Origin of the sequence: Yinghuangia sp. YIM S10712, assembly GCF_051388935.1 — a bacterium.
Classification (GTDB): Bacteria; Actinomycetota; Actinomycetes; order Streptomycetales; family Streptomycetaceae; genus Yinghuangia.
In genome coordinates this window covers 324,622-336,499 of sequence record NZ_JBPKBI010000003.1, presented here as the reverse complement: position 1 = coordinate 336,499, position 11,878 = coordinate 324,622, and the positions used below count along the sequence as shown (strand labels likewise).

13 protein-coding genes are annotated in these 11,878 nt (G+C 71.0%); 9 read left to right on the top strand and 4 right to left on the bottom strand.

Annotation, left to right across the window (positions count from 1 at the left end; translation table 11 throughout):
• Positions 1 to 176 precede the first annotated feature (176 nt).
• Positions 177 to 1,031 (top strand): aminoglycoside 3-N-acetyltransferase, encoded by an 855-nt coding sequence (aac(3), locus tag ACRX5W_RS10925; RefSeq protein WP_436787826.1) that lies wholly within the window; start codon positions 177 to 179, stop codon positions 1,029 to 1,031.
• Between the two features lie 70 nt (positions 1,032 to 1,101).
• Here aac(3) and ACRX5W_RS10920 read toward each other — a convergent pair whose 3' ends face one another.
• The gene (locus ACRX5W_RS10920) at positions 1,102 to 1,521 is read right to left on the bottom strand and encodes a hypothetical protein (protein WP_436787825.1); all 420 of its coding nucleotides are present in this window, start codon (positions 1,519 to 1,521) and stop codon (positions 1,102 to 1,104) included.
• Positions 1,522 to 1,937: 416 nt separating this feature from the next.
• Here ACRX5W_RS10920 and ACRX5W_RS10915 point away from each other — a divergent pair, with 416 nt between their 5' ends.
• Positions 1,938 to 2,828, top strand: coding sequence for a TIGR03854 family LLM class F420-dependent oxidoreductase (locus ACRX5W_RS10915; protein ID WP_436787824.1), 891 nt, complete (start codon positions 1,938 to 1,940; stop codon positions 2,826 to 2,828).
• Between the two features lie 143 nt (positions 2,829 to 2,971).
• On the opposite strand, the gene ACRX5W_RS10910 is transcribed toward ACRX5W_RS10915, so the two are convergent.
• Complete coding sequence (locus tag ACRX5W_RS10910) at positions 2,972 to 3,379, bottom strand: hypothetical protein (RefSeq protein ID WP_436787823.1); 408 nt, start codon at positions 3,377 to 3,379, stop codon at positions 2,972 to 2,974.
• A gap of 28 nt (positions 3,380 to 3,407) precedes the next feature.
• Here ACRX5W_RS10910 and ACRX5W_RS10905 point away from each other — a divergent pair, with 28 nt between their 5' ends.
• Positions 3,408 to 3,764 carry a L,D-transpeptidase gene (locus ACRX5W_RS10905; RefSeq protein WP_436787822.1) on the top strand — a complete coding sequence of 119 codons (357 nt, stop codon included), beginning with the start codon at positions 3,408 to 3,410 and terminating at the stop codon, positions 3,762 to 3,764.
• Between the two features lie 186 nt (positions 3,765 to 3,950).
• On the top strand, positions 3,951 to 4,937 hold the full coding sequence (locus ACRX5W_RS10900) for an LLM class flavin-dependent oxidoreductase (RefSeq protein ID WP_436787821.1): 987 nt from the start codon (positions 3,951 to 3,953) through the stop codon (positions 4,935 to 4,937).
• 60 nt (positions 4,938 to 4,997) lie between these two features.
• On the opposite strand, the gene ACRX5W_RS10895 is transcribed toward ACRX5W_RS10900, so the two are convergent.
• A complete protein-coding gene (locus ACRX5W_RS10895) occupies positions 4,998 to 5,768 on the bottom strand; it encodes a hypothetical protein (protein ID WP_436788040.1) in 771 nt (256 codons plus the stop codon).
• Between the two features lie 319 nt (positions 5,769 to 6,087).
• Here ACRX5W_RS10895 and ACRX5W_RS10890 point away from each other — a divergent pair, with 319 nt between their 5' ends.
• Both ACRX5W_RS10890 and ACRX5W_RS10885 read left to right on the top strand, forming a co-directional pair.
• Entirely contained in the window at positions 6,088 to 6,804 is a 717-nt protein-coding gene (locus ACRX5W_RS10890; RefSeq protein WP_436787820.1) for a DedA family protein, read from the top strand.
• A 56-nt stretch (positions 6,805 to 6,860) separates the two neighbouring features.
• Positions 6,861 to 7,805: a hypothetical protein gene (locus ACRX5W_RS10885; protein ID WP_436787819.1), complete on the top strand. Its 945-nt coding sequence runs from the start codon at positions 6,861 to 6,863 to the stop codon at positions 7,803 to 7,805.
• A gap of 104 nt (positions 7,806 to 7,909) precedes the next feature.
• Here ACRX5W_RS10885 and ACRX5W_RS10880 read toward each other — a convergent pair whose 3' ends face one another.
• On the bottom strand, positions 7,910 to 8,401 hold the full coding sequence (locus ACRX5W_RS10880; RefSeq protein ID WP_436787818.1) for an inorganic diphosphatase: 492 nt from the start codon (positions 8,399 to 8,401) through the stop codon (positions 7,910 to 7,912).
• Positions 8,402 to 8,671: 270 nt separating this feature from the next.
• Here ACRX5W_RS10880 and dacB point away from each other — a divergent pair, with 270 nt between their 5' ends.
• The 3 genes from dacB to ACRX5W_RS10865 form a co-directional block, all read left to right on the top strand.
• Entirely contained in the window at positions 8,672 to 10,138 is a 1,467-nt protein-coding gene (dacB, locus tag ACRX5W_RS10875) for a D-alanyl-D-alanine carboxypeptidase/D-alanyl-D-alanine endopeptidase (protein WP_436787817.1), read from the top strand.
• A 106-nt stretch (positions 10,139 to 10,244) separates the two neighbouring features.
• Positions 10,245 to 11,351, top strand: coding sequence for a zinc-dependent metalloprotease (locus ACRX5W_RS10870; protein WP_436788039.1), 1,107 nt, complete (start codon positions 10,245 to 10,247; stop codon positions 11,349 to 11,351).
• 250 nt (positions 11,352 to 11,601) lie between these two features.
• The coding region (locus ACRX5W_RS10865) for an ATP-binding protein (protein ID WP_436787816.1) at positions 11,602 to 11,878 on the top strand (277 nt) is incomplete at its 3' end.

The window sequence follows — 11,878 nt, the reverse complement described above, 5'->3', positions numbered from 1 at the left end:
AGGCCACCGCCTGCGGCCCGCGCGGTCGGATCACTCCTTCGGCTGTCCGGTCGGCCGTCCGCCAAACGCGCTGCTCCGTGCGGCCCGTCCGGTTGCGGCACGGACCGCGCGGGTGTAGGGCCGGGTATTCCGAAAACCTGTTCACGTCCGGCCGTGCCCCGGTTAACTTCGCGGCCATGGACGAGAGAACCCTGCTCACCCGCTCCGGTGGCCCGGTGACCCGAGGGCGGCTCGCCGCCGACCTGACCGCTCTCGGGGTGACCGATGGCGACGTGGTGATGTTCCACACGCGGATGTCCGCGATCGGCTACGTGGCGGGCGGCCCGCCGACCGTCATCGACGCACTCCGCGACGCCGTGGGGGCCGCGGGCACGCTGATGGTCACCTGCGGTTGGAACGACGCGCCGCCGTACGACTTCACGACGTGGCCGCAGCCCTGGCAGGACGCCGTGCGGGCGGAGCACCCCGCCTACGACCCGGTCGTCAGCCAGGCCGACAGCTCCAACGGCCGCCTTCCGGAGGCCTTGCGCCGCCGACCGGGAGCCGTGCGCAGCCGCCACCCGGACGTGAGTTTCGCCGCCCTCGGCCCGGCGGCGGGCGCGCTCATGGACGACCACCCCTGGGACGACCCGCACGGGCCGGACAGCCCGCTGGCCCGCCTGGTCGCGTGCGACGGCAAGGTGCTGATGCTTGGTGCTCCGCTCGACACGCTCACCGTGCTGCATCACGCGGAGGCCTTGGCCGAGGCGCCCGGGAAGCGGTTCGTGGAGTACGAGCAGCCGATCTTCGTCGACGGACGCCGCACGTGGCGGCGGTTCCGCGACATCGATTCCGAGAACGGCGCGTTCGACTACTCCGGGGTCGTCCCCGAGGGCCGGGACCCGTTCGACGTGATCGCCGGCGACATGGTCACGGCGGGCATCGGGCGACGCGGCTTGGTGGGCGCGGCGGAGAGCCATTTGTTCGAGGCCGCGGAAGTCGTCGACTTCGGTGTCGCGTGGATCGAGCGGGAGCTCGGCGGCCGGACGTGAATCGGCGCCCGGCCCCTGCCGGATTTCGGCGGGAGACCGGGCGCCGGGGAGATCTGCGCCGTGTCGGCTGTCATGCCGCCCGCAGGCCGCGGCGGCGCTTGAGCGTGTGCCGCTGCCGGTGGTGTTGCGAGGCCCTGCCGGTCGTGTGCCGTACGGCGCGGTGTCCCGGATGTCGCGGCGCCGGGTCCGGCAGGGCGGTCAGCGGCGTGACCGGCAGCGCGAGCGTGGACTGTCCCGGCTGGAGCGGGATAGGGGAGGGGCGGAGCGGTGCGGCGGCCGGGACGACCCGGCTCGGCCGCGCGGTCGGTGCCGCAGCCGTCGTGGTCTCGGCGGTGTCGGCGGTATCGGCCGCGGCATCGGGTGTGGAATCGGGTGTGGCGTCCGGCTTCCGCGAGGTAGCGGGGCCGAGCATGCGTTCTTCGAACCACGCGAGTCCCGGCAGGAGTCCGAACATGGCGATCGGGGCCAAGAGGGCGAAGACGAGGTACATGTGCGCCGCCTGAGGTCGGGGGGTGAAGGCCGCGGGGGTCGCGTGGACCGTCCGTACCGTGCCTTGGTGCCTTGCCGTTACTTCTGACGGCTAACCAGGAGCGAATGCGCCAAACGAGTCGAAAAGGCGACGGTCGCTCACGGATAGCGCTCATGTGCGATCTGGTCTGATCCTAAGTGGACATTGAGGAACTTTCCTGGCGAGTTGGACGATCCGGTCCCGCTGTCGAAGGCCTGCAAGCGGAGTTGCCGTCGAGCCGCCGCGGAGTTGCCGCCGAGGGGCGGCCGGGGTAAGGCCCGGGCTTCCGACGCGTCAGCCGCGACGGGCCGCGCCCGGCTCCCGGCCCGTCCGCGCGGTCATTCGGCCCCGCCTCGACGGCGGTTGACGATCTGTCAGTCCGGGGCAACGGTGTTCCGGTGAAGATACGCATCGGCATAGGCCTCGGCCCGCGCGCCGTCGACGACGACGACCTGACCTTCGCGGGCATTGTCGACCTCTGCGAAAAGCTGGCCGTCGACTCGCTGTGGCTGCCCGACACCGTTACCGCGGATCTTCCCGATCCGCACGTCGGCATGGCCTTCGCCGCGGGCCGCACGACCCGCCTCAAACTCGGCACGGGCGTCTCGGTGCTTCCCGGGCGCAACCCCGTGGCGGTCGCCAAGGAACTGGCGACCCTCGCCGACCTCGCGCCGGGCCGCATCCTCCCCGCGTTCGGACTGCAACACGCACGTGCGTTCGAGCGACCGTCGTTCCCCGTCCCCGGTCGCCGCGGCGATGTCTTCGACGAGGCCCTGACGCTGGTACGAAGGCTCCTCGACGAGGAGGCCGTCACGTTCGAGGGCACCTGGTACCGCTGCGAGGGCATGACCGTACGCCCGCGCCCGGCACGCAAGTTGGACCTCTGGCTGGGCGGCGGCGGCCCCGCCGCACTGCGGCGTGTCGGGCGGCTCGCGGACGGCTGGCTCGCGGCAGGCGTCACGGCGGCGGAGGCGGCGGCCGGGCGTACCGTGATCGAAGCCGCGGCGGCGGAGGCCGGTCGCGTCGTGGACGACGACCACTTCGGCCTCAGCCTGCCGGTGGCCTTCGGCGACGCCCCCGAAGCTCTGCTGCGCGGTTTGCGCGAACGCCGCCCGGACGTCGCCGCCGACGAACTGATCCCGAATGGTTGGGAAGCGGCCCGCCGAATGATCCGGGCGTGCGTCGACGGGGGAATCAGCAAGTTCGTCATCCGCCCGGCGACCCCGCCTGGGTCGTGGTCGGAATTCCTCGCGGAATTCACTGAGGAACTGCTGCCGCTGGAGACCTGACGAACCCTCATGGCACACCGCGCCAACTGCCCGTCGTGCCATCTTTTTCCGCAGTGACACACCTGAGACATAAGGCGTGCAACCCGCGATCCTCTCCGCGGCGTCAATCGGGCGTAAGCAACCCGGGCGAGGTCGTGTAGGAATCAGAAGGGCTGGACGGACTTGAAGAAGAAGCGCATAACTTTGGCCGCGGCGGTGGCCGTCGTGTTGGCCGCCTCGGCGTGCAGCTCCGGTTCGTCCGGCGGCGATGAAGACAAGGCCAACGTGGCCGCGACCGCCCCCGCCGCCCCGTCGTCGTCCGCCGCGCCGGTGCCCACCGAGCCGGCGCCGTCGAGCGCCGCCCCGAGCAGCGCGTCCCCCAGTGCGATCCCGAGCTCGGCCGCGCCGAGCACGACCCCCGCGACCTCGGCGGCACCGTCGAAGTCGCCGACTGCCAAGCCCTCCACGAGCAAGCCCGCCACGACGAAGCCCACGACGAGCAAGCCGACGACGACCAAGCCGTCGACCAAGCCGTCCACCACCAAGCCGACGACGAGCAAGCCCCCGGTCAAGCCGGTCGCGGGTCTCGACCCGCGCTGCATGACGGGTCGCGCGATGTGCATCGACAAGACGACGAGCAAGCTGACCTGGGTCATCGACGGAGTGCCGCAGTACTCGTTCGAGGTTCGCTTCGGCTCCAAGGAACTGCCCACCCGTGAGGGCGCGTTCAGTGTGTTCCAGAAGTCGCGGGACCACGTGTCGACGATTTACCACACCCCGATGCCGTACGCGATGTTCTTCAGCGGCGGTCAGGCGGTCCACTACTCGCCGGATTTCGCGGCCAACGGTTACAACGGCGCATCGCACGGTTGTGTGAACGTCCGCAACAAGCCTCTGATCCAAAAGCTGTTCAACGAGTCGCGCATCGGCGACAAGGTGATCGTCTACCGCTCGTAGCGGGATCTTCGGCCGCGGCCGGGGGAGAAATTGTGTGGGCGGTGCCATGGCACCGCCCACACGCATTTCCGGAGCGCTTTCCCTCAGGTAACCTGACGGGCCATCAGATGCCGTGCGTCCGCAGTCTCGGGCGCGGCGTCCGCACGGCACCCGCACCCGCGCCCCGACCCGCACCGGGAGACCCGCATGGCCGTCTTCGCGCTCCGCTTCGATTTACGCAATCCGGACTTCGCCGGCACCGCCATGGCCGAGCGCTACGCCGCCGCCCTGGACATGGTCGCCTGGGCCGAGGACCGCGGTTTCATGATGGTGGTGCTGTCCGAGCACCACGGGGCCGCCGACGGCTACCTCCCGCGCCCGCTGCCCCTGGCCGCGGCGATCGCCGCGCGGACGACGAACATGCTCGTCAACATCGCCGCCATCCCCGCGCCGCTGCACGATCCCCTGCACATGGCCGAGGAGATCGCCGTCGTCGACCTGATCAGCCGCGGCCGGGTCGGCGTCGTCCTCGCGAACGGTTACGCGGGCGACGAGTTCGCGATGTTCGACCGTTCGCCGAAGGACCGCGCAAGGCTCACCACCGAGATGGTGCACACGTTGCGTGCCGCCTGGACCGGTGAGCCGTTCGAGTTCCGCGGCCGGACGGTCCGGGTCACCCCGGCCCCGTTCCAGCCCGGCGGCCCGCCGATCGTGCTCGGCGGCAGCGTGGAGGCCGCCGCGCGGCGCGCGGCCCGCATCGCGGACGGGTTCCTGCCGTCCAGCCCGGGGCTGTGGGAGTTCTACCGCGACGAGCGGGTCAGTCTCGGCCACGAGGACCCCGGGCCGTATTTCGGCGGCGACACGGGATTCCTGCACTTGTCGAAGGACCCCGACGCCGACTGGGAGCGCATAGCGCCCTTCGCGCTGCACGAGGCCAACGCGTACGGCGCCATCATGGCCGAGGCCGGCACCTCCGGCACCGACGTGGGCGGCTACGCGTCCGCGGACAGCGCCGAGGCCCTGCGTGCAACCGGCCAGTACCGGGTCGTCACCCCCGAGCAGTACGTCGACGAGCTCAAGGCGATGGGTGCCGCCGCGTTCGGCCTGTTCCACCCGATGATGGGCGGCATCCCACCCGAACTCGCCTGGCAGAGCCTGAAGTTGCTGGAAACGGAGGTCATCCCGCACTTGTGAGGTGCGTGTGACGACGCATGTGGGACGCCGCCCGAGACGCGCGGGGCTGCGGCGGCGCCGTCACGAGCTGGGCGCGCCGCCCACCGCGTCCTTGGCGCGGTCCCACAGCGTCCGCTCGCCCGGCGGGAACCGGCGCAGCGACTTCGCATGCTTGCGCGAGCCCTCCGGGTAGCGCCGGCGCGCCCACGGTGAGTTCGGCTTGGCGATCCGCAGCGTCGCCACGATGGCCACGAGCGGGATCAGGACGCCGATGAGCCCCGTGGCCACCTTGCCCTTGAAGATCGCCGCGAGGGCGAACGCCAGGTTCATCAGCGCCACCGCGGCCACGGCCGGCCGACTGTCACCCGAGCCGACGTCGAACGGATTTGCGCCGAGCATCAGCAGAAGTCCGCAGGCCGCCGCGATCAGCACCGCGTTGACCGACTGGCGGCCCTCAGCCGACCAGTAGACGTCGTCAAGATGGAACCACAGCGCGAATTCGTCGAGCGTCAGCGCCGCACCCGCTCCGAACGCCGCGGCCAGTGCCGATTCCCCCCACCCGCTCGGCTGGTACGCGAACTCCGCCGCGCCCGTGAGCAGCATGAGGAAGATGCCGAACACCTGGTGGTGCACATGCAGGCCGCTGTCGCCGAACTCGACGTTCCTGAACGGCCCCTTGCCCGCCCGGATCATCCGGGTGACCAGGCGGGTGATCAGGAAGGTGACGATGAACGCCCCGACCATCCAGCCGATCACCAACCGGATCGGGTCGGTCTCGATCCTTGTGTCGGGTGGGGCCGCCGTGGCCCACGCGGGCAGTGCGGCCAACGTGTCGTGCAGGTGGAGCGGCATCGTCACCCCGTCCGGAGTTTCCTGGTTCGGTGCGCAGCGTCCCATGATCGACGGAACATGTCGCCGAAATCGCATCAGACACCGACAAAAAACGTGATACGCCCATACGCCAGGAGGTTCGAGCGAGGTTCGCCGAACCCATCACCGAACCCATCACCGAACCCATCACCGAACCGATTGCCGTTCCGAGCGCCGGACCGGGAACCAGACGGCCCCCCAACGGCGTTACTCTTGCCAGACTCTCCCTTTGCGCTTCCATGACCCGAGGGTCGTCTCGGGCATGCCCGGAAAACCGCACTCCGTCGGAAGGCCGTCGCCCGTGACCACGACCACTCTCGCCCTCGGGCCAAGCTGGCTCGATCCGGAGTATCTGATCTCGACGTTCGGCCTGATCGGCATCATGGCGATCGTCTTCGCCGAGTCCGGCCTGCTGATCGGCTTCTTCCTGCCGGGCGATTCACTGCTCTTCACCACCGGCCTCCTCATCGCCGACGGCGAATACATCGACCAGCCGCTGTGGCTCGTCTGCATCCTGCTCGTGGTCGCGGCGATCACCGGTGACCAGGTCGGCTATCTGTTCGGCCGCAAAGTCGGGCCCAGCCTCTTCACCCGGCCCAACTCGCGCATCTTCAAACAGGAGAACGTGGTCAAGGCCCACGAATTCTTCGAGAAGTACGGCCCCCGCTCGATCATCCTGGCCCGCTTCGTCCCGATCGTGCGCACCTTCACCCCGATCGTCGCCGGCGTCGCGGGCATGAAGTACCGCACGTTCGTGATCTACAACGTCATCGGCGGCATCCTGTGGGCCTGCGGCGTGACGGTGCTGGGCTACTTCCTGGGCCAAATCTCCTTTGTCCACCACAACATCGAGTTCATCCTCATCGCCATCGTCGCGCTGTCGGTCCTGCCGATCATCATCGAGGTGCTGCGCGCCCGCGCCGCGAACCGCCGCGAGGCCGCCGCGTCCGACGACGCCGCGTCCTCGTCGGACGACGACGCGTCCGTGGGCGGCCACGGCCGGCACCGCCTCCCCTGACCGGACGGCACGGCACGTCATACGAATCAGGGCCGCGGCGGCGGTAGCGTCTGCGCATGCGTCCTCAACTCGTCGCGCAGACTTCCCTGCCGCCTCTGTGGAGCTTCGACCGGGTGCCCGGCGCGTCCGTATGGCTGGCGCACACGCAAGACGGCGAACTGCTCGTTCTGGACGACGCCCTCGCGGTGCTGCGCAAGGTGGCCCTGCCGGCCGAGTGGAAGGGCGGCCACGCGGTCGCCCCCGACCTGTCGTTCGTTGCCGCGTCGGGGCCCGACCGCGTGTGCGCCCTCGACATGACAGGGCGTCAGATATGGTCGCGCCCGCACGCGGACTGGGAGTTCGAGGAATCGGGCTCGTGTGTGGCCACCACCGACGCGCGGGGGGTGTGGGCGGTCGTGCGGACCGAAGAGGCCGACACGTGCGTGCTCTTCGACGCCCAGGACGGCACCGTCCTCCGCACCGCGCCGCTGCCCGCCCAGACGGTCGGCTCGGAGCTGCTGCCGCACCCCGACGGCGTCCACGTCGGCGTCGCGGCCGGGCACGGCGACGAGGCGTACCGGGTCTTCCTGGTGGCGTCGGGCGACACCGGTCCGGCCCGGGAGCTGCCCGGCGAGGCCCGGATCCTCATCGACATCCAGCCCGGTTCGGGCCTGATGCTGACCACGCCGTACGGCGCCGGCCCCCTCGCGCTCTTGCGTTCCCCCGACGGCGGCATCGTCGCCGCCCGGCGGCACGACGCGCTTTTCGCCGACGACGACGAGGTCTTCGACTTCTATGCGGGCTTCCTGGGCCCGGACCGCGTCCTCGCCGCGTCGTCCGCGCAGCGCCACATCGTCTTCTCGGTGCCCGATCTGCGGCCCATCACCGAGGTCGAGTACCCCGACGACGCCTCACGCGCGTGGCTCGTCGTCCGCTACGACGGCACCTGGGTCACCGCCGACCCCGACACGGGCTCCGTCCGCCTGTGGCACGCGGAGCAGTCCGGAATGCTCGGCCGGTAGATCCGTCGGCCGGGCGGGGCCCGCACGTGTCGGAGGGCGGACCCGTCGCCGGGCCGCCCTCCGTGTTCGCGCGTGCGCCGCACGGTCGCGGCGCGGAAGCGGGCTCAGTGCCCGCCCGACTCCTTCAGCCGCTTGAACGACGCCTCGACCTCGGCCTCCGCCTCGACGCGCCCCACCCAGTCGGCGCCCTCGACGGACTTGCCGGGTTCGAGGTCCTTGTAGACCTCGAAGAAGTGCTGGATCTCCAGGCGGTCGAACTCCGGGACGTGGTGGATGTCACGAAGGTGTTCCATGCGCGGGTCGGTCGCGGGCACGCACAGGACCTTGTCGTCACCGCCGGCCTCGTCCGTCATCCGGAACATGCCGATCGCGCGGCAGCGGATGAGCACGCCCGGGAACGTGGGCTCCTCCAGCAGCACCAGGGCGTCCAGCGGGTCGCCGTCCTCACCGAGGGTGTCCTCGATGAAGCCGTAGTCGGCCGGGTACCGCGTCGAGGTGAAGAGCATGCGGTCGAGCCGGATGCGCCCCGTCTCGTGATCCACCTCGTACTTGTTCCGCGAACCCCGAGGGATCTCGATCGTGACGTCGAACTCCAAGGCTCCTCCATTCCATCCATTGTTCGTCCGGGATTGTTAGGGTCTGTCCGTGAAGTCCGCGGTGGGGCGCGTTCCGACAGGACGCGCAACGCGGACAACAGCCGACCCCGTGCGGAGCACGACGGATGGCGTTACGGCCGGAGACAATCCGCCACCCGTGAGGGTGGCGGGAGCCCAGCCGGAGCCCCGAACAGAACCTAGTCTGCTGACAGTGTCTCGCATGCCTGTCGGGGCCGACGAAGAGGATCTGTCGAAAGGGGTTGGTCGCCCGTGCCCAGGGTGAGGACGGTGGCCCTGGCGGCGACCATCGCCGGCGTCGTGCTCGCGCTCTTGGTGGTGTGGGCCGTGGGCCCGTGGCAGGACGGCTACCGCGTCGCCGAGCACCACGGCGACCGCGGTACGCAGTCCGTCGCCGCGGAATCGGGCGGCGCCACCGCGGTGGCCCCCGATGAGAGGCGCGTCACACCGCCGGTCCTGCTCCCCGTCGACGCCGACCCGGCCGGGGCGGCCCCCACCGACGCGGGCGTACGCGCCGCACTCGCCCCGCTGCTGGACGACCCGTCGCTCGGCGACGCCGTCGCCGTCTCGGTCGTCGACGCCGTCACCGGCCGCCCGCTGTACACCGCCGACGCCGACCGCGGCGCCGTCCCCGCGTCCACCACCAAGATCACGACGGCGGTCGCCGCCCTCTCCGCGCTCCCCGAGGACCACCGCTTCACGACGAGCACGGTCCTCGGCGCGGCCCCCGACACCGTCGTCCTGGTCGGCGGCGGCGACCCCACGCTCACCGCCCTCGACGGAGCCCAGTACGCCGGTCAGTTCGCCCCGGCCCGCCTCGACCGGCTCGCGACCTCGACTGCCGCCGCCCTCAAGGCCGCAGGACGCACGTCGATCCGGCTCACGTACGACACATCGCTGTTCACCGGCCCGGTCAACCACCCGATAAGCCCGAACGTCAACATCGCCCCCGTCGTCCCGCTGATGACCGACGAGGGCCGTGTCGACGCCACGAAGACCGGCGTCCCGAGCGAACGCCTGACCGACCCGGCGGGCGGGGCCGCAACACAGTTCGCGCAGATGCTCGCCAAGGAGGGCATCGCCGTCAACGGCAAGCCCACCGCCGGAACGGCACCGCCCGCGGCAGCGCAGCTTGCCGCGGTCCAGTCGCCGCCCATCCCCGAGTACGTCGAGCGGATGATGACGGCGAGCGACAACGACATGGCCGAGGCCCTGCTCCGGCACATCGCGATCGCGCGGGGCAAGCCCGCCTCGTTCGTGGGCGGTGCCCAGGCCGTGCACGAGGTCCTCGCCGGGCTCGGCGTGAAGCTCGGCGCCACCGACCTCAAGGACGGAAGCGGCCTCGACAGGCTCAACAAGCTGCCTCCGGCCGTGCTCACGCAGCTCGTCACCCTCGCGTCGTCGCCGGCCCACCCCGAACTGCGCCCGACCCTGACCGGCATGCCCATCGCCGGCTTCACCGGCACCCTCAGCGACCGCTTCGACGCGCAGGCCAGCCTCGCCGCCGCCGGAATCGTCCGTGCCAAGACCGGCTCGCTCACCGGCGTCAGCACACTCGCCGGCCTCGTCCGCGACAGCGACGGCCGCCTGCTCGCGTTCGCGTTCCTCGCCGACGATGTCCCCGGAGCCGCCGACCTCGCCCGCCCCGCCTTGGACCGGATGGCCGCCGCGCTGGCCGGCTGCGGCTGCGGAACCCCCGTCGCGCAGGCCGCCGGCTGACCGGCAACCGGCCCGGATACGGGCCTCCCGAGGACCACCGAGGGGGTTCGGGCAGCGCGGGACGCGCACTTGCACGTACGGTGGCCGTATGACGAGCGGTGCGGACATGATCGACTGGGACCTGGCCGTTTCCACAGCGAATCGGCTGGTGCGCCCCGGACCGGAGGTGAGCCGGGACGAGGCACGTGCCGTCGTCGCGGAACTCAGGGCGCATGCGACGGAGTCCGAGGGCCACGTGCGCAGCTTCACCGGGCTCGACACCCGGGGCAACGACACCCCGGTCCTCATCGTCGACCGGGGCGGCTGGGTCCGCGCGAACGTCCAGGGTTTCCGGCACGTGCTGCGGCCCCTGCTCGACAAGGTCAACGAGCGACGCGACACGATCCCCGGCGCCAACGCCCTGTCCGGCGTCGGCAGCAAGGTCACCGGCCTCGAACTCGGCACGCTGCTGTCGTTCCTGTCCGCCCGCGTGCTGGGGCAGTACGAGACGTTCGCACCGGGCGTCGGCACGACACCCGGCGTCGGTCCCGGGCGCCTCCTCCTCGTGGCGCCGAACATCGTCCAGGTCGAACGCGAGCTCGACGTCGATCCCACCGACTTCCGCCTGTGGGTCTGCATGCACGAGGAGACCCACCGCACGCAGTTCACCGCCGTGCCGTGGCTGCGCGACCACCTGGAGCAGGAGGTCCACGCGTTCCTCACCGAGACCGAGGTGGACCCGTCCGCGATGATGCGCCGGTTCCGCGAGGCGGCGCAGGCGCTCGTGACCGGCCGCCGCGGCGAGGGCGACGACGAGGGCAGGAGCGGTGACAATTCGCTCGTCGAACTGGTCCAGACGCCGGTGCAGCGCGAGATCCTGCACCGCATCACCGCCGTCATGTCCCTGCTGGAAGGCCACGCCGACTACGTCATGGACGGTGTCGGGCCGCAGGTGATCCCGACGGTCGCCGAGATCCGCGAGAAGTTCCAGCAGCGCCGCGCGCGCGGCACCGGCCGCGTCGACCTCGCGCTGCGCAAGCTCCTCGGCATGGACGCCAAGCTCCGGCAGTACCGCGACGGCGAGCGCTTCGTGCGTACCGTCGTCGACCAGGTCGGCATGTCCGGATTCAACCGCGTGTGGACCTCGCCGAACACCCTTCCGACCCGCGGCGAGATCGCCGACCCGCAGACCTGGGTCGACCGCGTGCACGGCACCCGGTCCGCTCCCTCCTGACCCTCCTGGCAGGCGGGCGCGCGGGCACGGCACGTCGGACGGACACTCGAAAGCATCAACCGAGCGTATCCGTTTGATTACTTTCCGGTGCGACACTCCGGAAAGCATCACGCAGTCGGTCCAGTCCGTGGCGTAGCGTTGAAGCAGGCTTGGGCACGATCCGCCCGCGGGGCCGGGGAGCGCGTACGACAGCGGCCCGGCCCCGAAAGCTGTCCGCATCCGCGCCCCCGTGACACCCCAGGAGGAGAGCGTGGGACCGCACCCTGCCGTCGCAGCCACCCGCGTGGCCGTTCGTGACATATTGCGCTCGATGAACCCGGGCGACCTCGTGCTTGTGGCATGCAGCGGAGGAGCCGACTCGCTCGCGCTCGCCGCGGCCACCGCGTTCGAAGCCCCCCGCGCGGGCATCCGCGCGGGAGCGATCACCATCGACCACGGTCTGCAACCCGGCTCCACCCGCCGCGCGGTCGACCTGGTCGCGCGTCTGCGCGACCTGGACCTCGACCCCGTCGAGGCACTGGGTGTCC